Here is a 22,815-nt window from a genome sequence, read left to right on the forward strand (position 1 = left end):
GCAAAGGCTTGCACCTTTGCCTGTTTTTTACTTGCTTAGACCAGTGATCACGCCACGACTACGCTGCGCAACTGGCCCTGCACTCCGCTCAGAAATCGTAACGCAGCTTCACGCCGAACTCCCTGCCTTCGCCCAGGGTAGCGAACTTCAGTCCGTTGGAGGTAGCGGCATAGTTCAGATAACGCTTGTCGAAGGCATTGTTGATGTAGAAGCTCACATCGAGCTTGCTGGTAGCGCGCCACGACACCTGGCCATCCACCAGCATGTAGCCCTGCTGCTTCAGGCTATTGGCCGCATCGAACTGCTGCTGGCCGATGTAGCGCGCTGCCACACGCGGACGTACCATGCCCACGTCGGTTGCAATGCGGCCGCTCAGGCTGGCCGCCAGGATATAGCGGGGCACGAAGGGCAGTTTGTTGCCGGTGTAGTCGGTGCTGCTGTTGACGCGATAGTCGGTGAAGATCGAATCGACCACCTGCGCATCCAGGCCCAGTGTCCAGTTGCGCAACACTTCAGCCGACAGGTTGGCTTCGATGCCGCGAGAGCGGGCTTGTCCGGCGTTGGTCAGGTATTGGCTGCCGACGATGCCCTGGTACAGCTGGGTATTGCGGCTTTCGATCTGGAACACGGCGGCGCGGGCGCTGACCTTCTGGTCCGGGGTGTTGAACTTGAGCCCCATCTCATAGTTCAGCGAGGTCTCGGGACGATAGGAGCGGCTGTCGTTGGCGCTGGTCGGCTGGAGATTGTAGCCGCCCGGCTTGTAACCCTGGCTGAGGCTGGCGTAGGAACGCAGCGAAGGTGTGAGCTGATAGCCCGTGCTCAACTTGCCCAGCGCCTTGTTGCTGCTGGTGCTGGCGGCATAGGCAGCCACCCCTTCGATGGGTAGCACCCCGGAGGTCTCGGCCTTGTCCTGCACCAGGCGCGCACCGGCGCTGACATCCCAACGCGGGGTAACGTGCCAGGTCCCGTCGACGAACACGGCGGCCGAGTCGGTGGTGGTCTGCGAGCGGTCGGTGCCGAAGGTCGGGAATAGCACGTAGCTGCTGCGCTGCTTGTAGCGACCGTGTTCAAAGTAGGCGCCCACCACGCCATCCCATGCACGGCCCGTGCCGCGGGTGGCCAAGCGGACTTCCTGCGACAGACTCTCCTGGCTTTCGGGCATGGACTTTCCCTGCGCACCCAGCAGCCGCTCGCGGATATCGACCTTGTTGCGGGCCGTGACCAGGCTGAGGCGATAGTCGCTGAAGTCGTAATCGGCGCTCAGCGACATGTTGTCGATACAGCGCTTCATATAGGAGTTCATCGTAGCCAGCCCCGGTACGGAGTTGCCGTCCAGGATGACCCGGTTGCTGAAATTGGTGTAGGAGACGTAGTTGTCTTCGGCAGAGCGGACGCACTCATGGCTGGCCATGAAACGCACGTCCAGCGGCCCGCCCACGGGGGCATAGCGCAGCTTGACCTGGCCGGCCACATCCTCGCGCATGCCCACATTGTCCTGCCCACTGGAGAGGCTACGCAGGAAGCCGTCGGCGCTGTCGTAAGCAATCACGGCTTCGCCATACAGGGAGTCCTTGACCAGCGGTCCTGAGATGGAAGCAGTGGTGGTGCGGCGGCCACGGTTGCCAAACCCACCTTCGACATGGCCGGCCAGTTCATTGTCAGGCTGGCGCGTGACGATATTGATCACCCCGGCGGCGGCATTACGGCCAAACAGGCTGCCCTGGGGGCCTCGCAGCAGTTCCACCTGTTCCACATTGGTGAGCAGCTGCGACTGCGCTGTCACGAACTGCGGCACACCGTCCACATACATCACCACGGCCGGATTGTAGGTATTGAGGGAGGCCACGCCACGCAACGACGGGGTGATGAAAGCGCTGTTGCCCTGTTGCGGCAAATACAGGTCAGGCAAGGCGCGTTGCAGATCATCGGTGCGGCTGACGTTGGCTTGCTCCAGCGTCGCACCTGAGACCACGCTGGTGGAGCCGTTGATCTTCTGCTCGGTCTTGCCCTGCTTGCTTGCCTGCACCGTCACCTCGGGTAGGGCGGCCCCTTGCGAAGCAACCTCCTGCGCCACGCCCACCGGCGAATACAGAGTCAGCGCCCCGGTGAGGGCCATATAGATCGGCTTTCTTTGGAACATGTTTTTGTTGTCCTTAATCTCGTACCTGCAGGTGTCTTGAGAAGACCGTGATGGCATGCCAGCACGCCAATGCAATCCTCTCTCCACTGTTCACGGGCAAGAAACAAGGCTAAGAACAGATTTCGCGCCGATGCCGCCATTGAGGTCCGCATGCCAGTGTCCTCCCCCGGCAAATTACGCGAGGTGGCACAGATGACACCCCGCTCCAGAACATCGGCCTCTAACGCTACGCAACACCTTCCTGGTATCAAAAAGTTCACTGTTGAATGATTACGACGATTTGCAGCGAGCCAGATAATAACAATAATGATTCGCATTTGCATCCAAATTTGATAGTATCGCTCGCACGCCCTCCAGGCATCCACGGCAAAAACGTCAACGCACCTCACGAACAAGAAGGGAAAAACGAGATGAGCATCATCAGCACCCACGACTGGCCCATCGTCCACTACCAGATGCCCGATCATGTCAGCGACGCCGACGCCGACGGCGTCATTGCGCAGCTCGACGCCGTGCTGGCGCGTGGCGCGAAATTCGTTCTGATCTTTTCCGGGGCGGAGCTGCCGCGCGATTCTGCGCATTTCATGAAGCTGTATGCACAGTGGAGCAAGCGCACCCTGGCCGAACAACGCAAGTGGTGCCTGGGCGCAGTGCGCATCGAGCCTGACGAGCGCAAACGCAATGCCTTCTGGCGCAAGGCCTTGATCTATGTGATGTCCAGTCGCTCCCCCTATCCCTACAAGATCGTAGCCGACAAGGATGCCGCGCTGGCCCAGGCCAACCACTGGCTGGCCGCCTGAGCAGGCCGGATTCCAAGAAAGGTTCTGCCGTGCAAGCGACTCCTCTGCCCCCATCTGATGCGGCCCCTCCTGAGGCCGCCTCTGTTTCTGCAGCGCGCGCTGCCCCTGCGCCCGGCGTAGTCTCCCGACTGCTGGCGCTGACCCGTACAAGACCAGGTCCCCTGCTCATCGCCACGCTGGCCGGCATTGCTGCTGCCATCCTGAGCCTCACGCCCAACCTGGTGGCCTACCAGTTCAGCCTGGCGCTGCTGCATGCGTCACTCGACCAGGACCGCCTCATTGCCCTGGTGGGCTGGCTCATTGGCGGGACGCTGGCGGGGCGGCTGTGCTTCCTGGCCAGCCAGGTGAGCTCGCACCTGATGGCGGCAGACATCCAGACCGAGCTGCGTCGCCAGTTGCTCTCCAGGCTGGTCAATGTGCCACTGGGCTTTTTCCAGGACCATTCTTCACAGAAGATCCGGCAGGTGGTGATCGACGACGTCGAGCAACTCGAAGATGGTCTGGCACATCTGATCCCGGAACTGACTTCGCACTTCATTGCACCGCTCATCGTCATCGCCGGCCTCTTCGCAGTGGACTGGCGACTCAGCTTGGCATCGCTGTCGAGCCTGGTACTGGGGATGGTGGCCTGCATGCTGCTCATGCGCAAGCGGCATGACATTGCCCAGGACTTCTATCTCAACCAGGGCAAGCTGTTCAAGGCCATGACCGAGATCCTGCGCACCATGCCCGCCGCACGACTGTTTAACAGCGGGGCCGCCATGCAGGACCGGGTGGAAGAAGCCAATGGCGACTATGTCGGCACCGCCCATCGCTGGGTGCGTGGCGCGCTGCTGCCCAATCTGGTGATGCAGGTGCTGGTGAGCTCACCGCTGCTGTTGCTGCTGCCGCTGGGCCTGTGGTGGCACCAGCAGGGCAGCCTGGACCTGGCCACCTTGTGCTTCTTTGTCTTCTTCACGCCTGGGCTGGGCAACCTCTTGACCAAGCTGGCCGGTTTTTCCAACCGTTTCGTGCAGCAGCAGCAAGCCTTCGAACACCTGGACATGTTGCTGGGCGCTCCTGAACAGAGCGAGGGCAGCCACACGTCCCTGCCCGAGAAAATCACCATCCGCTGCGAGCAGGTTTCGTTCTCCTATCACCAGCAGGCGGTGCTGGACAATCTCAGCCTGACCCTGCATCCCGGCACCACTACCGCACTGGTCGGCGGCAGCGGTTCGGGCAAATCGACGCTGGTGAAGCTCTTGCTGCGTCATTGGGATGTGACCAGCGGCCGCATCCTGCTGGGCGAGCGGCCCATCAACGACTATACGCGCGAGGCATTGCGCCAGAACATCACCTGCATCTTCCAGGAAAACCAGCTCTTCGACATGAGCATTGCCGACAACATCCGCTTGGGCAAACCTGCCGCCACCGAGGAGGAAGTCATCCAAGCGGCGCGGGCGGCACAGGCGCATGAGTTCATCATGGCGCTGCCGCAGGGCTACCAGACCGTGCTGGCGCAGGGCAGTACGCTGCTCTCGGGCGGCGAACAACAACGTCTGGCCATCGCCCGGGCCATTCTCAAGAATGCGCCCATCCTGCTGCTGGACGAAGCCACGTCCCAGGCCGACGCCCTCAATGAACATCGCATCCAACTGGCGCTCTCGGCCCTGGCCGCCGACAAGACCGTACTGGTCATCGCGCACCGCCTGAGCAGCATTGCGCACGCCGACCAGATCATCGTGCTGGAACAAGGACACGTGGTCGAGCAAGGCCCGCATGCCGCACTGCTGCAGCAGCAAGGTCGCTATGCCAGCCTGTGGCGAATGCAGCACGCCCACGACATCACGCCCGCGCAGCCAACCTCCGAACCCTCTTCTCCCGCCCTCTCATGACGACCCGACAGACCCTGAGCTGGAACCAGATTGTCCACACCTGGTTCGGCAACACCCCCGTCCAGGAACAGCGACGTTACCTGCGTGCACTGTGCATCATGATGCTGGATGGTCTGCTCAGCGCTGTCCCCTATCTCTGCGCGGCCATCTTGCTGGGCAGCCTGCTGCGTGGGGCGCAGGCAGTACCACCTTACTGGACGGTGCTGCTGGCGTGCGCCTGCCCGCTGCTGCGGCTGCTGATGACTTCCTCGGCGCAGACCGCACTGTTCATGGAGGGCTATCGCATCACCGGGCAATTGCGCTCCAACCTGGTCGCCCACGCCATGAGGGTTCCACTGGGCTTGCTCGCGCGCGCTTTTCCCAGCGAACGCCTGTCGCGCTTCATCGTGCACGACCTGCGCTGGGTGGAAGAATTTTCTTCCTTCGGGATCGCCCAGCAGATCAGCAACGCGTTGCTGCTGACTGCCCTGGTCGGCGCGCTGGGGTGGCTGGACCTGACGTTGGCCTTGTTGGTCGTGGTCTTGCTGGCCGTAGCGGTACTGGTAATGGAGCAGATCGGGCACAGGATGTTGACCAGCGCACGGCAGCAGCAGGCGCAGCTGGAACAGGTCTCGCGCCATCTGGGCGAACTCAGCGCCGGCATGCCGGTACTGCGCGCCTACCAGGATGATGCCCGCATCAAGCAGCGATTCACCCAGCACAACCAGCAACTGCGACAGTTTTACCAACGTACGAGCTGGAAGCTGGCGCCAGGCCTGTTGATCTCCAACAGCCTGTTCGGCCTGGTGATGGCAGCCGCCCTGAGCTTTGCCGGATGGCGCTATCTGGACGGCCATCTCGACGGCGCCCAACTGCTCATCGTGCTGGCGGTGCTGAGCACCCTGAGCCAGCCCATAGAATCGCTGTTGGCGCAACGCTTCCAGGCACTGGCCAGCAAGGAAGCCATGGCCGCTCATGCCGCCCTGCTGGCCCATCCCGCTCTTCCCGACGGCCACGCGGAGGTGGCAGCGGGAGAGGCGCAGATCCGGCTGGAGCAGGTCAGCTTCGGTTACCGGCATGGCGAGCCGGTGCTGCACAATCTCGATCTCGATTTCCCCGCTGGCAAGACCACCGTGATCGTCGGCCCCAGCGGCGCGGGCAAGTCGACCCTGCTGCAACTGCTGGCGCGCTTCCACGATACCAGCACTGGTCGCATCCTCGTGGACGGTCAGGATATCCGCGCGGTTGCGCTGGGCGACCATCTGGCGCGCATCAGTATGGTGTTCCAGGATGGCCTGTTGTTCCAGGACAGCATCGCCAGCAATATCGCAGCCGGCGCCCGTCATGCCACGCCGGAGCAAGTACGCGCTGCTCTGCGCGCCGCCCAGTGCGAAGCTTTCGTAGATGCGATGCCGGATGGAGCTGACACCCAGCTGGCTGAATGGGGACGCAATCTCTCCGGAGGACAAAAGCAAAGACTCACCATCGCCCGCGCCTTGCTCAAGGATGCGCCTGTCGTGCTGTTCGACGAAATGACCTCGGCGCTGGATGCTGAAAACGATCACGCCATCCGCTGCGCGCTGCGTGAGCTGCTGCCAGGACGCACCACCATCATGGTGGCGCACCGCCTGGATCACGCGGTCGCGGCAGACCAGGTGGTAGTGATGGATCAGGGCAAGGTGATCGACTGCGGCAGCCATGCCGAACTGCTACGCCGCTGCCCGCTTTATCAGCAGCTTTGGTCGGCATGGAGCCAAGGGCAGTCCTGGCAGCTGGGCCTGCATTGAGCAACTCAGATTGACGTTCGATGTCATCGCCGCACCGCAACGAATCTTTTACCATGCGTCTTTATAGCGATTGACAGCGACAGCAGACAGTGGCGATGCATTCGTTATCAACGATTGATATCGGTATTACCATGACCACTGCGCCAACCTTCCCGACCGCTCCTTCGTCTGCCCGCGCCCTCTCGGCTATGCCTTCACGTAGGCCGGTGCGCAACCGCTGCACAGCCTGGGTCTGATCATCGGCCAGGTCGCCGGAGCCGCCTTCCTGGTCAGCTATGGCAGCGGCCTCACCTTCAGCCTGGCCGCCCCCCTCATCAACCTGCACCTCTACCTGCTGGTGGCGCTGCGCATGGGCGCGGCCTGGTTTGCCGCTGCAGGAAAGATGTTGCAGGGAAGCGGCATGAGTCTGACGACAGGCACGATAGTGGAGACACGCTTTCGCTAATCATCCAGCTGATTGCCACCATAACCTTCTGCCGCAGTACGGCCCGGCGCGGGCCTTGTGAAGAAATGCGTGGATGTTCTTTTTCGCCAGAGCAATAAGGAAAGGCAAGTCCATTTTTGGGAGGATGCCCCATTCTGGGGCTATCAATAAGGCTTGTTGCATCGCTCGGCAAATTCTGCTGATGAGGTCGCCCTAAACACACATTCCTGCCTCAGCCATCACATAAATCGACATAAACAATAAATTTCGCCGTGTTGTAATCCTGAGGATCAGGCGGGGACTCCAGTTGAACCTATGACGTTTTAGGGAGAGATCGTTGTCCATAAGCGGTAAGCCGCACCAATAGCAGCGAGGTCCATTCCGTAATTTCGTAGTTCAACTTTGATGACGGGGGTTTCATGAGTAATCAGGAAAACAAGCGATTCTTCTCCGATGAATTGACTGCAGCAGCTGAGTCAGGGAGCGGCCTCCGCGATGGCTTCACGCGTCGCGACATGATGCGCACCCTGATGGCCGGGAGTCTCTTGACGTTGGGATCGGCCAGCCTCATGGCGGTGAGCAGTGGCGCCATGGCACAGACACCCAAGCGCGGCGGCAAACTCCGCATGGCCACCCAAACCAGTTCCACCGCCGACACCCTCGATCCTGCCAAGGCGGCACACGCCACTGACTACACGCGTGTGAATCTGTTCTATAACGGACTGACCAAGCTCGATAGCAAGCTCGGCCCGCAAATGGTGCTGGCCGAAGAACTGCTGACTACGGATGCCATTACCTGGACCGTCAAGCTACGTAAAGATGTCGTTTTTCACGACGGCAAACCGTTCACCCCGGCCGACGTCGTGTATTCACTGATGCGTCACAAAGACCCGGCTGTGGCCTCCAAGGTCAAGGTCGTGGCAGATCAGATCGAGTCGGTCAAAGCGACAGGGCCCAATGAAGTGCAGATCAAACTGGCAGGTGCCAATGCCGACCTGCCTGTGATCTTGTCCACGGCGCAATTCCTGATCATCCGGGACGGCACGACCGACTTCCGCACGCCCAATGGAACTGGCGCGTTCAAGGTCAAGGAGTTCACCCCGGGAGTGCGTACCATTGGCGTGCGCAATGAAAATTACTGGAAATCGGGAATGCCCTATCTCGATGAGGTTGAAGTCTTTGGCATCCCCGATGAGGCCGCCCGGGTCAATGCCTTGCTATCGGGCGATGTGCATTGGATCAATGACGTGAATGCCCGTTCTACCGAGCGCGTCAGGACGACCGCAGGCTATACCGTGATAGAGACCAGAACGGGGCTCTATACCGATCTGGTCATCCGTCAGGATGTGGCACCCGGCAATAGCATGGATTTCACCTTGGGAATGAAGTACTTGATGGACCGGGAGCAAATCAAGAACGCCGCCTTCCGTGGTTACGCCGTGACCGCCAATGATCAACCTATCGATCCGACCAACCGTTTTTATTTCCCCGGTTTGCCGCAGCGCCCCTACGATCCGGACAAGGCCAAGTTCCACCTGCAAAAGGCAGGCGTCTTGGGTAGCACTATCCCTCTCGTGGCGTCGGCAGCGGCTACCGGTTCGGTCGACATCGCCGTGCTGATGCAGCAAAGTGCGCAGAAAATTGGGTTGAAACTGGATGTCAAACGCGTACCTCCTGATGGCTATTGGTCCAACCAGTGGATGAAGGTGCCGTTGGGCTTCGGCAATATCAATCCGCGCCCAAGTGCGGACATTTTGTTTACGCAGTTATTCAAGTCCGATGCGCAATGGAATGAGTCGGGCTGGAAAAATGCACAGTTTGATCAGTTGCTGGTCGCCGCACGTGGAGAGACCGATTTCAACAAGCGAAAGCAAATGTATGCCGACATGCAGATCCTCGTGCATGAGAAATGCGGCATCGGCATTCCCGTCTTCATCATTAACCTCGAAGGCGTCAACACCAAGGTGAAGGGCATCACTCCCGTTCCACTGGGAGCATTCATGAACTACACCTGCGCAGAATATGTTTGGCTGGATGCCTGATTCAGATCGTGTCGTTGCCTGAAAAAGCGGTGCAGTATTTTTATGCTGCACCGTTTGCTGGCACATCACTTCAATGCTGTGAAATGAGTTTTAGTATTCAAGAGAGTATTGATGCGCACCTTATTGCTGAAGAAAGAGGAAGTTCGCAAATTGATCTCCATGAAGGAGGTGATTGGTACCGTCGAAGAGGCTTATCGGGCATTCAGTGCAAACAGCGTAATGCAGCCTCCTTATACCGGTATCCATCTTCCTGCACCGAGAGGAGAAATCGACTTCAAGCTGAGCTATTACGAGGGTAACGAAGTCATTTCCATGAAGAGTTCTTCGGGGGCATTTCCCGATAATCCCAAACTCTATGGTGTGCCCAGCAGCATGGGGACCATCCTCCTGTTTGATGCCAGATCGTGCGCCCTGATGTGCGTCATGGATGGAAGTTTGGTCACCGGACTCAGAACTGGCGCTGCCGGGGCGGCCTCCGCCAAAGTGCTGGCAAGAAAGGATGCCAAGGTAATTGGTGCAATCGGGACTGGGCAGCAGGCCCGGATGCAGATTCGTGCTCTGCGCGAAGTCATCGATATTCAGGGCATCAAGGCATGGAGTAGAACCGCAGAAAAAATGGCCAGCTTCCAGGCGGATATCGAGCGTGATTTTGGTCTTCCTGTGGCACTCGCCACCTCTGCACAAGATGTGGTCGCAAGTTCGGACATTCTTGTTACCACCACGCGTGGCACTGGCCCGGTGGTGGAAGCCAAGTGGGTCAAGCCGGGTACACACATCATTGCCATCGGCGCTGATCAGCAAGGAAAACAGGAGCTGGATCCCGCATTATTCAAGCACGCCAAGATCGTGCATGACTCCACAGCACAGTGCTGTGAAAAAGGAGAGAGCTGGCATCCCCTGACACGACAGATCATCACCATGAATGATATTCATGGTGAGCTCGGGGAGATTCTGCTGGGCAGGAAGCCAGGCCGGGAGAACGATGAGGAAATCACGATTTTCGATTCCACCGGCATGGCCATCCAGGACAATACGACAGCTACGAAAATCTACCAGAACGCCGTCGTCAACAAGATCGGTGAGTTCTTTGAATTCATTGAGTAAGTTCGCTTCGCATTTTCTTTGCAGCGAAAAAAGGAATCCACTTCATGCATGAATATCCCACTCTCCAAGACATTCACCAAGCGCGCGAACGGCTCTCTCCCCATATCAGGCATACGCCCTTGCTTCGCGCAGAGAAGATCGAAAAACAGTTTGGCTGCGAACTCTATCTGAAACCCGAAACACTTCAGATCACGGGCGCTTTCAAGATTCGAGGTGCGCTGAACAAATCCTTATCGCTGCCGAGGGAAGCGATTGCCAATGGGATCATTGCGACCTCTTCGGGCAACCACGCGCAAGGCCTGGCTTATGCCGCCAGGATGCTCGGCGTGAAGGCGCTCTTGGTGTTGCCGGTGACTACCCCGAAAATCAAGATCGCCAACACGCAAGCACTGGGTGCGGAAGTTATCTTGTTCGACGGCGATACGGCAGCTCGTTGGAAGAAGGTTGCCGAGATCGCCGCGGAAAATCACTATGTAATGGTGCACGCATTCGAAGATCCCGTGGTGATGGCCGGGCAAGGCACCATTGGGTGCGAAATCATCGATGATTTGCCAGATGTGGATACCGTCATCATTCCCATGGGTGGGGGCGGCTTGATTTCCGGGATTGCGACTGCGCTTAAGGAAACCCGCCCCTCCATCAAGGTGGTCGGAGCAGAGCCCGCTCTTACACCCAAGTACTATCAGAGCCGCATCAACAAGCAAAGAACATCACTACCTCTGAAAAATACCATCGCGGATGGGCTCAGGATCAGTGTCCCGGGACAAAATCCCTACCCCATCATAGAAAAGTATGTGGACGAGATCGTTCTCGTCGAGGATGAGCACATTATCGAGGGGATGCGTATCCTGGCAAAAGATGCCAAGCTTATTGCGGAGCCGGCAGCCTCGATTGGTATCGGGGCGTTGCTGGCGGGTGGTGTCAGCGTGAGGCCGGATGAGAAAGTCTGTGCGGTATTGACTGGTGGCAATTGGGACTTGTGTGATTTGGCTGACGTATATAAACCTGTCGCATAACAAAGATGTCCGGGCAATTCAGGCAGCGATCCCCATGAATCTGCGAGTACGCGCCAGCGCCTCGCCGCCCTGCTGTTCATTCCGCAATACATCCGGCGCAACATCAAGCTGAACATGACCGCCCTCCATGAAGAGAATGCGATCAGAAATGCTGAGCGCAAAATCCATCTCGTGCGTGACAATCAACATGGTCATGCCCTCCTTGGCAAGGTCCCGGATCACTTTGAGCACATCGCCAACCAATTCCGGATCAAGTGCCGAAGTCGGTTCATCAAACAACATCACATCCGGCCGCAAGGCCAGCGCACGGGCGATTGCCACGCGCTGCTGCTGACCGCCGGACATCTGATGCGGATATTTGTAGGCATGTGCCAGCAATCCGACCCTTTCCAACAGCTGCAGCGCTTCCTGTTCATGCAGCGCGCTGTCTTTCGGATGGTGATACCCGGGGGCCAGTTTGATGTTGTCGAGTACCGTCAGATGCGGGAACAGGTTGAAACCTTGAAACACCATCCCGATGCGGCGTATTCCGGTCCTTACCTGACCGGAATTGAGGTCTTCGCCGGCGCGGATATAAGCTTCGCCAAACAGAATGATCTCGCCACGGTCGATGGACTCCAGGGCATTGATGGTGCGGATCAGCGAGGTTTTGCCGGAACCGGACGGTCCGATCAGGCTGATGACTTCGCCGCTGCGCACCGTGAGGCTGATGCTCTTGAGCACTTTTTGCGGCCCGTAGCTCTTTTCGATACCGTGCAACTCCAGGGCCAGCGGAGCGCCAGATGCCGGTTGCCTGCGTTGAGCCACCTGGCCGGAAACGGCAAGCGCCGGTCGTGCCCGCAATTGAGCACATTGTTCTTCGCTGAGCGTCCTGGGCTGGCGGCTCTGCATATCAAGGCGTTTTTCGAGCCATTGAAAGCCTATGCTGAAGACCGAAACGATCAGGACGTAATAGACCGCCACCGCCAACAGCGTTTCCATCACCAGGAAATTCTGCGCGTACAAACGCTGGCCGGTCATCAGCAATTCCGGCAATGAAATGACCGACACGAGCGACGTCAATTTGACGATAGTGACGTATTCATTGACCAGCGTGGGCAAGGCAATGCGAAACGCCTGCGGCACCACGATGCGCGTCTGGATGCCGAAATAGCCGAAACCCAGTGCACGTCCCGCCTCGCGCTGCCCTTTCGATACCGACAGCAAACCGCCGCGATGGATTTCAGCCATGTAGGCGGTCTCGCTCAACACCAACGAAAGCAGGCCGGAAACGAACGGAACCGACAAGAACCAGCCCGTCGATGGCAGCAGCTGCGGCAGGTTGAAAACGAAAACCACCAACACCAGCAAAGGCACGCTGCGGAAAAACCAGACATACCACCTCGCCAGCAGTCGCAGCCACGGTAAAGCTGATAGCTGTGCGCTGGCGACAAAAAATCCGAGCAGCAAGGCCACACCCCAAGACAGGGCAGCCAGCTCCACCACAGTCACCACCGCACGCCAGAAGGCTCCCATGGAAAAGAGAGAAAAGAAATACGGCCAATCCAGTTGCATAAGATCCTCGGCGTGGGCAGTGCAGGTTATTCCGGATGGGTGATGCAGCGACTACTTGATATCCACCGCGCCAAGGTCATACTTCTTGATCAACGCGTCATATTCGCCGGATTTCTTGATGGCCACCATGCCAGCCTCGAACGCCTGCTTCAAGGCGACGTTGCCCTTCTTGACGAATACCCCCAATGTCTGCATGTAGATCTGCGATGGCGAGCTGATCACCACCCTTCCCCGGCTTTTCTCAGCAAAGGCCTTGGCAACGGCGGCCACTTCAATCTGGGCCTGGATGTTTTTCGACAGCAACGCCTGCAAGACTTCCGGGGCGGTCGGGAACTCATGGACATCGACGGCGGGCTTGCCTTTGGGGGCGCAATAATCGGTCGACAGATCCTTGAGCTTCTTTACCCAGCTGGTGCCGGCTTGCAGGCCGACTTTCAAACCGCATAAATCGTTTTCACTTTTCGGCATCACGCCATCCTTGGACGCGAGAATCAGTGCGCCCGATTTGGCATAAGGAATGGCATCGGCCACGGCCAGGCGCTCGGTCGTGATGTACAGGCCGGAAATGACAGCGTCATGCTGGCCAGCGCCCAGGCCCAGAATCAGGCTGGCGAATTTGGTATCGACAAAGGTGGGTTGCAGCTTCATGGCACGCGCCAGCATCATGGTCAGTTCGGGATCGAAGCCTACGATCTTGTCCCCCTCGTAGGATTCAAACGGTGGATAGGCCACTTCCAGGCCAACCTTCAATTGATTCGGTACCGCGGTCTGCGCGTTGGCGGAAATGGCACTCATCCCGCTGAACAACAGGCTGGCAAGGCACAGACCGAGACGAACTTTTTTGGTGATGATGGAGGCATCGAACATGGCAACATCCTTAAGAGAAGGGTTAAAGCACACAAAAAAAGACAGCAATGAAAAGCAGAAGCAGCAAGGCTGAATTCTTATCTTCTTGCGCGATGACTGACGCTATCGGCAATCACGCACAGCATTTCAAACATCAGCGTAGCCGCCACAGCGGCAGTACCACCGGTGGGGTCAAAGGGTGGTGAGACTTCCACCACGTCGCCGCCAATCAGGTTCAGCCCTTGCAGGCCACGGATCAGATGCTGCGCTTCGAGGGTGGTGAGGCCGCCGATCTCGGGCGTCCCGGTTCCCGGTGCATAGACCGGATCAAGCGCGTCGACATCAAAGCTGATGTAGGTCGGCCCCTCCCCCACCACGCGCCGCGCCTCGGCGATGACGGCCTTGACACCCATCTCGTGGAACTCGTCGATATCAATCACACGCACGCCCTGCTCCTGCCCCCACGTATCCTCGGCGTCGTTGTACAAGGCGCCCCGGATGCCGATCTGCACAGTACGTTTCGGATCCAGGATGCCTTCCTCGATGGCGCGGCGGAACGGCGTGCCATGGGTATATTTGAAATCGCCAAAATAGCGATCCCAGGTATCGGTATGGGCGTCAAAGTGCACCATGCCGACCGGCCCCTCCTTGGCCAGTGCGCGCAAGATCGGCAAGCTCACCAGATGATCCCCACCCACCGCCAGCGGCACGATGTCGGCTGCCTTGAGGCGTCCAAAGAAGCCCTCTATGCGCGCCAGTGAGTCCATGAGGTCAACCGGGTTGACCGGCGTGTCACCCAGGTCAGCGCAATTACAGAGGGAGAACGGCTTGATGCCGCTGGCACGATTGACGTTGCGTACCATGGTAGAGGCATCCCGCACCTGGCGCGGACCATGGCGCGCCCCAGGACGATTCGTGGTGCCGCCATCCCACGGCACGCCGACCAGGCCGATATCGACCTCATCAAACATCTGGTCTTCCAGCCCTACCAGCGGCAGACGCATCAGCGAGGCAACGCCGGCAAACCGTGGCATGACCGATCCGGTGATCGGATGAAATTTATTGACCGACATGGTGCATCCCCTCGTGATCCTTGACGACAAATCAGTTTTAAAAAATGGCACGTCGCGCACGCTCATGAGCAAAGCAAGCTCATTGCTTACGACCTACCCAAGAACGCGCTACGCATTCAACGCAGCAAGGACAACAATCCAGAACCGAGCAACAAGGCAGTCACCGTGAAATTGATCCAGCAAGCCGGCAAGTGCCGATAAAGGCGTTCGCCGATCCACACCCCGGCAGCAAACACCGGCACCAGCACGGCACTGCTCGCCAGCACGGTCGCATTGATATGCCGCTGCAAGCCGAGAATCAGACTGGCGCCCACGAAGAGCAGGCAGAAATATCCCAGCAAGTTGGCGCGTAGCCGCGCCGTAACGTGGTGGTCCTCCGCTTTGCCCCCAGGTGCGCCACTGAAGTAATACACTGCGGGCGCACCGCCCATGCCCCCCAAAGCCGTCATGGCACCACTGGCCAGGCCTGCCGTCAGCGTGGCTGCGACGCCACCCTGATGTCGCCAGCGCCAGCCGCCCACATGCAGCAGCGTCAGCAGAATGACCACCGCGCCCATGAGCCGATGCACTTGCGTGTTATCGCCATCATTGAACAGGCGCGTTGTTAGCATGGTGCATGCCAAGGCCACCAGGGCCAGCGGCGTCACGCTCTTCCAGCGTACTAGCAGGGACCAGTTGCGCCAGCCCTGTAACGCTGTTGCTGCATGCAGCAGTATCACCAATGCGCTGGCATGGGACGGCGTTAGCCACAGGCCAAACAAGGGCGCCATGATCAGCGCTGCCCCGAAACCGCTGACCCCTTTGATCACACCGGCAAGCAAACTGACTGCTGCCAGCCAAGCCAACAACGTGAGCGACCCGAAAAAAAAGGATGAAAGCATGAGCGCAGTACACAGCGTGATTGGCATGACAGCATCATTGCATTGTTGCGTGCGCCGGTATAACGCCAAGAACGGCAATCGATGGGTCCAGCACGGTAACGGTCAGCGGCCGCACTAAAATCGTGCGCGCCGGCTGCGTTTGCACAAATCATGACCTGTATGACGTACCGCCATCGGTAGGGCCCGCAGGGTGATGCCCCTGTCCGGGGATAGCTCGCCCCGGTTTGTAACGCTGCGCACATGGATGGCATGAAAGATGCAGTTCAGCACGCTGTAAAACAGGGAGAGCACTATGCGCAACAACGACGTCTATCAGGTCATGTGGCATCAGATTTTCCCCAATCCCGACCGTCAGGCGTCCACGCTGCAAAGTCAGTTGCGGGTTGGTTTTGTCGATGCCATGCGGGACGGCCGATTGCTGGCCGGCATGCGGCTCCCGTCAAGCCGCGAACTGGCCGACATGTTGTCGGTGTCGCGCAATACCGTGGTATTGGTCTACGAAAAGCTGGTCGAAGACGGTTATCTGGAGAATCGGCCGCGCAATGGCTATTACGTCAGCGATCAATACCTGAGCCACGCTCGCACGACGACGGCAACGGCACCCGCCATCGATACGAAGCCGGCGTCATCCAACCCGGTGGACTGGCACCGGCGCATGATCGGATTGCCCGCAGGAATGCGCTGGCTGGACAAGCCCGGCGATTGGCAGCGTTATCGCTATCCCTTCCTGTATGGTCAGTTCGATCCCAGCCTGTTCCCCATTGCAGACTGGCGGGAATGCAGCCGTCGCGCACTGGACGTGAGCGCCATCCATCGCTGGGCGCCGGACGCCATCGACCACGACAATGAATCGCTGCTTGCCCAGTTGATCTGGCACGTGCTGCCACGCCGGGGCATCGCCGCCAAGCGTGAAGAAGTGCTGCTGACCGTCGGCGCACAGCAGGCGCTTTATCTGATCAGCGAATTGCTGGTGGCGCCTGGCTCGACCGTCGCAGTAGAAAATCCTGGCTACATGGATGCGCGCAATATCTTCCTGCGCCGTGGGGCGCACCTGGTGGGACTCGATATCGATCATGAAGGCGTGCTGCCGGACCGCGATGTTCTGGCCGCAGCGCAAACCGTGTATTGCACACCGAGCCACCAGTGCCCAACCGGCATCACGCTCAGCGCCGCGCGGCGGGCCGCCTTGCTGGCGTGGGCCCGTGAGTGCGATGGCATCCTGATCGAAGATGATTACGATGCCGAAATGCAGTACACGGGAAAGCCATCCCCGGCGCTCAAAGCCATCGACCATGATCGCCGCACCATCTATATCGGCAGTCTCTCCAAGACGCTATCGCCCGGATTGCGGATCGGCTATATCGTGGCGCCGGCAGAAGTGATTGAACAATTGCGGGTGTTGCGGCGCCTGATGATCCGTCATCCCGCCACCAACAATCAAATGGCCGCAGCACTGTTCATTGCGCATGGCCACTATGATCGCTTCGTGCATACCATGCGCGAGGAACTGGCACGGCGCGCGAAGGCACTGACCCACGCGCTGCAAACGCATTTGCCGGAAATGCAGTTCCAGCCGCCGGATGGCGGTTCGGCCTTATGGGGAGAGTTTGCTGCCGGCTTCGATACCCGGAAGTTACGTCAAGCTGCGCATGAACATGGCATCCTGATCGAATCTGGTGAAAGCTTCTTTCTGGCACAGGCGGACCGGACCAACCATGTGCGCCTAGGGTTTTCATCGATTCCGGTCGATCGCATCGAGCCGGGCATCAAGGAACTGGCGGCGCTGGTCAAACGGCAGCGCACGCCCTCGCCCGGCACGCCTAGATGATTTCATCACGCAACCAGTACCAGCGATACAGCATGCGCTGCCCGATACGGCGAAACGGTGCAGCCCATTCTCCCTGGCGCGGGAACGGCAGCGGGCTATCGTAGATCGGCAAGGTGATCGTGCTGTCGCGCACGCCCGCAATACGCTCAGCCATGCGCCTGCCGGCATGCGCAGAAAACGACACGCCATTGCCACCGTACCCCGTGGCGTAATAAATGTGTTGCGACGGATCGGGCTGCACCACCCGCGGCATCAGATCGTGGCTGACATCTACCCACCCCCACCATGAATAATCGATCTGGATGCCAGCCAAGGCCGGGAATTTGCGCGCCAAGCCCTCGGTGAGCAAGCGGTAATGCGCATCGCGGCCGGCATCGGCGCCGGTGATGGCGCTGCGACTGCCAATCTGTACGCGATTGTCAGGCAACAGGCGGTAGTAGAAGCGCAAAGTGCGGGTATCCGTCATCGGCTGATGGGTCCGAATGCTGCACGCCGCGAGTTCTCCAGCGGTCAGCGGCCGCGTGACGATTGAATTGGACAATACGGGGAAGATGCGGTTTTTCAATAACGGCGACAATCCTGGCGTCGCATACGCCCCTGTTGCGATGGCAACGGCGCGGGCACGTACGATGCCACCGGGCGTATGCAGGTGATGCACGCCATTGTGTGTTTCCCATCCGGTTACCGGGCTGGCCGGATGCACGCGGGCACCCTGTGCGCGAGCCTGCCTGAGCATGCCGAAGGCCAGCTTGAGCGGATGCACGGAAATGCCTTCCGGCTCATGCATGGCGCCAACGGCTTCCTGATCGCCGCACCAGTCGCGATGCACGTCTTCCTTGCTGAGCAGGTGGGCGTCATAACCGAACTGCTGGCGCAAGACATTGACTTCGTTTTGCAGGAAGGCCAGTTTTTTGCGCCGATGTGCAATCTGCAGATGCCCACCCGGCTGCGCATCGCAATCGATCTGTGCCACCAGTTGCTTGAAGGTGTCGAAGCCGCACTGGATTTCCTCATGCATTTTCAGGGCCGTCTGCAAGCCCCAGCGGGCAATCCATTGCGAACGATACAACCGGCCGCTGGCGTTCTGTCCCTGTCCGCCATTGCGGCTGGTACAGCCCCAGGCCAGCTGGTTGGCTTCCAGTACGGTGGCGCGAATGCCGTGCTCACGCGCCAGGAACAAGGCTGTCGACAGACCGGTAAAGCCGGAGCCGATAATCACTACATCCGCATCCATATCGCCGGTGACGGGGCCATCGTGCGGTGGCGGTTCGCCAGCCGAGGCGACCCAATAGGTCGGTGCATAGGCGGCGTCATGGCCGATCGAAGAAGAGACCAGCGGATCGAAGTGCGGATCGTATGCAGTGCGGCTGTTCATGGTGTTTTTTGCTGAGGGTGGAAGACAAGCTCGGAAGGCGGCTCAGCGCGCAGGCAGGCGCGGGCGGTCTTTGCGGAAGACATTCTTTTCGAGGATCTTCCCATCCCGGAAAATGAACAGATCGACTCCGCAGGATTCCGAGCGCGTACCGTCGGCGGCGGTCCCTGTAAAGGTCCATTCGGAAACGCCGCGATCGCCACTGACCCAGTGCCGCGCATCCCGCCAGCGGGCATCGGGGAAGGTTTCCCAGGCCGAAGCAAACGCCTTGCTGACAGCGGCTGGCCCGGCATGACGCGTCCCGTGCGCCTCGTTGCCGGCGGCGGTCAGAAACACGCAATCGTCATGCATGCAATTCATCAATGCCGCCAGATCATGACGGTTCCAGGCATCGGAAAAACCTTCCAGCAGGGCCAGCAAGGCCTTGTCGGAGTGCGTGTTTAGCGGTGCATGTTGATGCTGATTCATGGCCAGATCCCGATCAAAATATAAGCAAGGATCACAGCCTAAGGGAGCCTCAACACTATCGATAGAGCCACGTGCGGATAATGATCGTGCCAGGACAGATCGCTTTGCGGCAAAGCCGGCAGGCCACTTGTCATGCTCCATTCCCCAGCTTGCTGCAAAGGACAGGGACCACGCTACAAGGCTACCTCGCTCTGCAATCTGCCAACGAGCCAGCGAACGCCGTCACCCAACCAAGAAGCCCGAGGGGCCTGGAGATGAACCGTTCCGTACAAGGCGATCTTGGGCGATTGCTCCGTCTGGCACTGCTCCAGGCGCAGGTGAAAGACCGGGTGCAGAGGCAGCAAGCGGCCGTCGGGGCTGCGTTGGACCGCCACGCTGCCACCGTAAAGGTCAGCGGCGGCGGGCTCGTCGAGGGTAGCCAACTGCACCGGAGCGATCCGGCCCAGGGTACAGGTGACGGCGCTGCCACCGGCGGCGGCGATGAAGCGGCCCGCCATGCCGCTGCGCAGGTCTTCGAGGGCGGCTTCGTCTGCATAGGCGTCGAGCTTGCTGCCCTGTCGACCGGCCACGCTCAGCAAGCGTTCGCCGGCAGCGAGCCACTGCCCGGGACGCAGGTCGTCGGCCAGTTCGGCCACGTGGCCGGCGAACGGAGCGCGCACGGCCAGGCGCTCCTTCTGCTCCTGCAAGCCACGGACCTGCACCAGCGCCTGTTCCCATTGCTTGCGCAAGGCTGGCCCCTGCTCCCGCAGTTTGTCGTCGAAGGCTTGCTGCATCAGCTGGATCTGCAATTGCTGTTCCTGAAGCTGCGCTTGCTGCAACTGCATGTCCAGTTCAGGTGAATGCAGTTGCATCAGCAACTGGCCCGCTGCCACGCCCTGCCCCACGCGGATGTTGAGCGACTCTACCCGGGCGGCATAAGCCGACGACACCGTCTGTATCTGGGCAGGACTCAGCACCGCCGGTAATCGGGTCACGCCCGCCCAGGGCCAGCAGAGCAACAGCATCAGCAGCGCGCACAGGATGGTGCTGCGACGCAGCCTCTGGTTCCAGTGCAGGTGCTGACGCTGAGCCCACCAGTGCCGCAGCTCCATCAACACCGGGCGGGCAATGAACCACACCAGTTCAACCGTCATCAGCATCAGGCCCAGCAGTTTGAAGAAGGCGTGATAGACCAGCAGAGCGATGCCGAAGAAGAGTACCAGCCGGTACAGCCAGGTAGCAAAGGCAAACAGGACCAGCGCGGCCTGTCGGCGCGGGCTGAAATGTTCCGGCGGCGGCGCGTTCCAGCCGAACAGCTGTTCACGCAGCCACCAGCGACCCAACGCAAACGAGCGTTCATGCAGGTTCGGCAGGTTGACCGCGTCAGCCAGCAGGAAATAGCCGTCGAAGCGCATGAAGGGACTGGCATTGATGGTGATCGTCAGCACCCAGGTGGTGGTGGCCAGCAAGAAGGCGCCGGAGCGGATCGGTGCCCAGCCGGGGCTGTCGGGCAGCAGGCTCCACGCCAGCAGTGCCAGCGAAGCCAGCGCCAGCTCACTGAGCATCCCGGCTGCGCCGATGTAGAGCCGTTGGCGGCGGGATGAGAGCTTCCAGGCTTCGTTGGTGTCGGTGTACAGCACCGGCCACATCACCAGGAAAGCCACGCCCATGGTGGGCACGCGACAACCGAAATGGGTTGCGGTGAAGGCGTGTCCCAGTTCGTGAATGAGCTTGGCGGCACTCAGGGCAATACCAATGGCCAGCAGGCCCTCCCAGCTCGCGTAGGTGGTGATGGTGTGGCTGAACTCGTCCCATCGACGGGCGGCCAGCACCAGACCCAGCAGCGTGATGGCGGCGATCCCCAGCCAGAAGGCCGGACGGAAGGCCCAGCGTAGCGAAGGGCTGGTGCGCTGCAGCCAGTCCATGGGCCGCAGCAGCGGGACGCGGAAGAACAGATAGTGTTTCAGCAGCCATTGCAGCGGCGCCAGCCGTGCCGCCCTCGCCTGCTCGCCGAGCCGTTCGGTGTCCTCGGAACTACTGGCCACCAGCAGGTGGTTGGCCTGCAGCATGCGCAGCAGATCCTGCAACTCGTCGTGCGTGACGTGCAAGGTGGTATGGGCCTGGATGGCGGAGAGGATGTCGTCGGCATGGCCCATGGACCAGCGCGACAGTATCTCGAAGGCCGGCCAGCTCAGGGCAAAGAAGCGATTGGTGGCAGGATCGTGCAGGGTCCAGGTGGGTGCGCCGTCGCTGGCCTGCGGCCCTGGATGCAGCGCCAGCTCCTGCCGCAGCGGCGGCAAATTTACCAGCCCAGCCATTGGCGCAAGGCAGAGAGCGGCCGCCGCAAGGCCACGTACACCAGCGGTGCCCAGCCGCCGTGCAGGCGCACCGTGCCGAGCTGGCCGATGCGCGGCAGGCTCTGGTCGGGCGTGAAGACAGCCTTGACCTTGTAGGCCAGATAGCCCTCGTGGGTGGGTTCAGCGCGGTAGGCCACGCTCTCCACTCGCGCCTGGAAGGAGTGCAGCGGCGCGCCCTGGGGATACAGGGTCAGCGCATCGCCGGGCGCCACCGGCACCAGGTCGGCGGCGGGCATCCAGGCCACCAATTCCACCTTCGCCGGATCGGCCAGCAACAAGACGCGCTCGCCCAGCGTCACCGACTTGCCGATCCAGTCATTGGCGTCAGCGAACACCGCGATACCGGCACGATCAGCCTTGACCTGGACGCGGGCCAGTTGATCGGCGTTGTAGTCCATCTCGAGCGTGCGTTCCTGCACACGGCCCCTCCGCTGGGTCAGTTCGGCGCGGTTCTTGTCACTGGTGACGGCGGCCTGGGCCGACTGCCGATACTCTTCCTGCGCCGTATCGACCGCCTTGCGCGCCAGTTCCAGCCGCGCACGCAGGGCCGTGGTATCCAGGCTGAACAGGGCCGTGCCCGGCTGGACCTGCTGGTTGGGGCGCACGACGAAGCGGTCTATCACGCCATCCAGAGGGGCGCGCACCATGAAGGCATCCCGCGGCATGACCTCGGCCTGTGCCAGCGCGGTCAGCCGAACCGGAAACAGGGCGACCAGTGCCACGCCGGCCAGCAGCCACCACCGGCGGCGCGGCAGGCGCAGGCTTTGCCACAGGCGATCGCGCCACGCGGCAGGCGGCCTGAGCGCGTGCAAGGCATGGCCGTAGGCATGCGCGAGTTCCTTGAGCAGGGCTTCTTCATGGGCCTGCCAGGGGGTATCTCGTGCCAGCAGCAGGCTGCCCATGCTGGCTTGCTCGGCCGCTGGCAGCGGCAGCCACAACACATGGGCTGGCCACCAGTGCTCCCACTCCTCGGCCAGGCCGGCGGGTAATTGCGCGCGCACGATCTCGCCGGTCGCACCCTGCCGGGCAGCCAGATGACGGCACAAGGCCGTTACCCACTGTACGTAAGGGGCCTGAGGATCTACCTGCGGCGGCCCGGAAACGGCAGCCACGCTGCCCAGTCCGGATGCGGACCAGAACACTGCCTGGCGATACGGCAGCAATTGCAGGGTCTCGTTGACCATCACGAAGCCCAGCGCCGGCGCCGAGGTGGCCTCACGCGCACGCCGTTGCAACTGCAACAGGTTGACCAACGGGGCCGAGCGGTCCGGAGCGTTCATGGCAGTGCGCG

General features: G+C 60.4%; 16 protein-coding genes. 7 read left to right on the plus strand and 9 right to left on the minus strand.

What is annotated here, in order from left to right:
- Positions 1-88: 88 nt before the first annotated feature.
- Positions 89-2,140 (minus strand): TonB-dependent receptor, encoded by a 2,052-nt coding sequence (locus tag FYB76_RS07670; RefSeq protein WP_195724596.1) that lies wholly within the window; start codon positions 2,138-2,140, stop codon positions 89-91.
- Positions 2,141-2,550: 410 nt separating this feature from the next.
- Between FYB76_RS07670 and FYB76_RS07675 the strand changes: the two genes are divergently transcribed.
- The 6 genes from FYB76_RS07675 to FYB76_RS07700 all read left to right on the plus strand — a co-directional run bounded on the left by FYB76_RS07675 (position 2,551) and on the right by FYB76_RS07700 (position 11,166).
- Positions 2,551-2,940, plus strand: a complete 390-nt coding sequence (locus FYB76_RS07675) for a hypothetical protein (protein ID WP_088754511.1) — start codon at positions 2,551-2,553, stop codon at positions 2,938-2,940.
- A 29-nt stretch (positions 2,941-2,969) separates the two neighbouring features.
- Complete coding sequence (locus FYB76_RS07680) at positions 2,970-4,814, plus strand: ABC transporter ATP-binding protein (protein ID WP_154133245.1); 1,845 nt, start codon at positions 2,970-2,972, stop codon at positions 4,812-4,814.
- Positions 4,811-6,580 carry an ABC transporter ATP-binding protein gene (locus FYB76_RS07685; RefSeq protein ID WP_154133246.1) on the plus strand — a complete coding sequence of 590 codons (1,770 nt, stop codon included), beginning with the start codon at positions 4,811-4,813 and terminating at the stop codon, positions 6,578-6,580. Before FYB76_RS07680 ends, FYB76_RS07685 begins: the two co-directional genes overlap by 4 nt.
- 843 nt (positions 6,581-7,423) lie before the next feature.
- Positions 7,424-9,046 carry an ABC transporter substrate-binding protein gene (locus FYB76_RS07690; protein ID WP_154133247.1) on the plus strand — a complete coding sequence of 541 codons (1,623 nt, stop codon included), beginning with the start codon at positions 7,424-7,426 and terminating at the stop codon, positions 9,044-9,046.
- A 111-nt stretch (positions 9,047-9,157) separates the two neighbouring features.
- On the plus strand, positions 9,158-10,150 hold the full coding sequence (locus FYB76_RS07695; RefSeq protein WP_154133248.1) for an ornithine cyclodeaminase family protein: 993 nt from the start codon (positions 9,158-9,160) through the stop codon (positions 10,148-10,150).
- A 44-nt stretch (positions 10,151-10,194) separates the two neighbouring features.
- On the plus strand, positions 10,195-11,166 hold the full coding sequence (locus FYB76_RS07700; protein ID WP_154133249.1) for a threonine/serine dehydratase: 972 nt from the start codon (positions 10,195-10,197) through the stop codon (positions 11,164-11,166).
- 18 nt (positions 11,167-11,184) lie between these two features.
- Here the strand turns inward: FYB76_RS07700 and FYB76_RS07705 are convergent, their stop codons facing one another.
- The 4 genes from FYB76_RS07705 to FYB76_RS07720 all read right to left on the minus strand — a co-directional run bounded on the left by FYB76_RS07705 (position 11,185) and on the right by FYB76_RS07720 (position 15,547).
- Positions 11,185-12,720: an amino acid ABC transporter permease/ATP-binding protein gene (locus FYB76_RS07705; protein WP_154133250.1), complete on the minus strand. Its 1,536-nt coding sequence runs from the start codon at positions 12,718-12,720 to the stop codon at positions 11,185-11,187.
- 51 nt (positions 12,721-12,771) lie between these two features.
- The gene (locus FYB76_RS07710) at positions 12,772-13,587 is read right to left on the minus strand and encodes a transporter substrate-binding domain-containing protein (RefSeq protein ID WP_154133251.1); all 816 of its coding nucleotides are present in this window, start codon (positions 13,585-13,587) and stop codon (positions 12,772-12,774) included.
- Between the two features lie 77 nt (positions 13,588-13,664).
- Positions 13,665-14,639 (minus strand): agmatinase, encoded by a 975-nt coding sequence (gene speB / locus FYB76_RS07715; protein WP_195724603.1) that lies wholly within the window; start codon positions 14,637-14,639, stop codon positions 13,665-13,667.
- A gap of 116 nt (positions 14,640-14,755) precedes the next feature.
- Complete coding sequence (locus tag FYB76_RS07720; RefSeq protein WP_154133252.1) at positions 14,756-15,547, minus strand: sulfite exporter TauE/SafE family protein; 792 nt, start codon at positions 15,545-15,547, stop codon at positions 14,756-14,758.
- A gap of 265 nt (positions 15,548-15,812) precedes the next feature.
- Between FYB76_RS07720 and FYB76_RS07725 the strand changes: the two genes are divergently transcribed.
- Positions 15,813-17,348 (plus strand): PLP-dependent aminotransferase family protein, encoded by a 1,536-nt coding sequence (locus FYB76_RS07725; RefSeq protein WP_154133253.1) that lies wholly within the window; start codon positions 15,813-15,815, stop codon positions 17,346-17,348.
- Here the strand turns inward: FYB76_RS07725 and FYB76_RS07730 are convergent.
- From FYB76_RS07730 to FYB76_RS07745, 4 genes are all read right to left on the minus strand, one after another.
- Complete coding sequence (locus FYB76_RS07730) at positions 17,341-18,723, minus strand: FAD-binding oxidoreductase (protein WP_154133254.1); 1,383 nt, start codon at positions 18,721-18,723, stop codon at positions 17,341-17,343. The genes FYB76_RS07725 and FYB76_RS07730 overlap by 8 nt on opposite strands.
- A gap of 42 nt (positions 18,724-18,765) precedes the next feature.
- On the minus strand, positions 18,766-19,188 hold the full coding sequence (locus FYB76_RS07735) for a nuclear transport factor 2 family protein (protein ID WP_154133398.1): 423 nt from the start codon (positions 19,186-19,188) through the stop codon (positions 18,766-18,768).
- A gap of 173 nt (positions 19,189-19,361) precedes the next feature.
- Positions 19,362-21,485 (minus strand): HlyD family efflux transporter periplasmic adaptor subunit, encoded by a 2,124-nt coding sequence (locus FYB76_RS07740; protein ID WP_154133255.1) that lies wholly within the window; start codon positions 21,483-21,485, stop codon positions 19,362-19,364.
- Positions 21,470-22,804: an efflux RND transporter periplasmic adaptor subunit gene (locus FYB76_RS07745; RefSeq protein WP_154133256.1), complete on the minus strand. Its 1,335-nt coding sequence runs from the start codon at positions 22,802-22,804 to the stop codon at positions 21,470-21,472. Before FYB76_RS07745 ends, FYB76_RS07740 begins: the two co-directional genes overlap by 16 nt.
- Positions 22,805-22,815: the final 11 nt, after the last annotated feature.

This window comes from Herbaspirillum sp. CAH-3 (assembly GCF_009668275.1).
GTDB lineage: Bacteria > Pseudomonadota > Gammaproteobacteria > Burkholderiales > Burkholderiaceae_D > Herbaspirillum > Herbaspirillum aquaticum.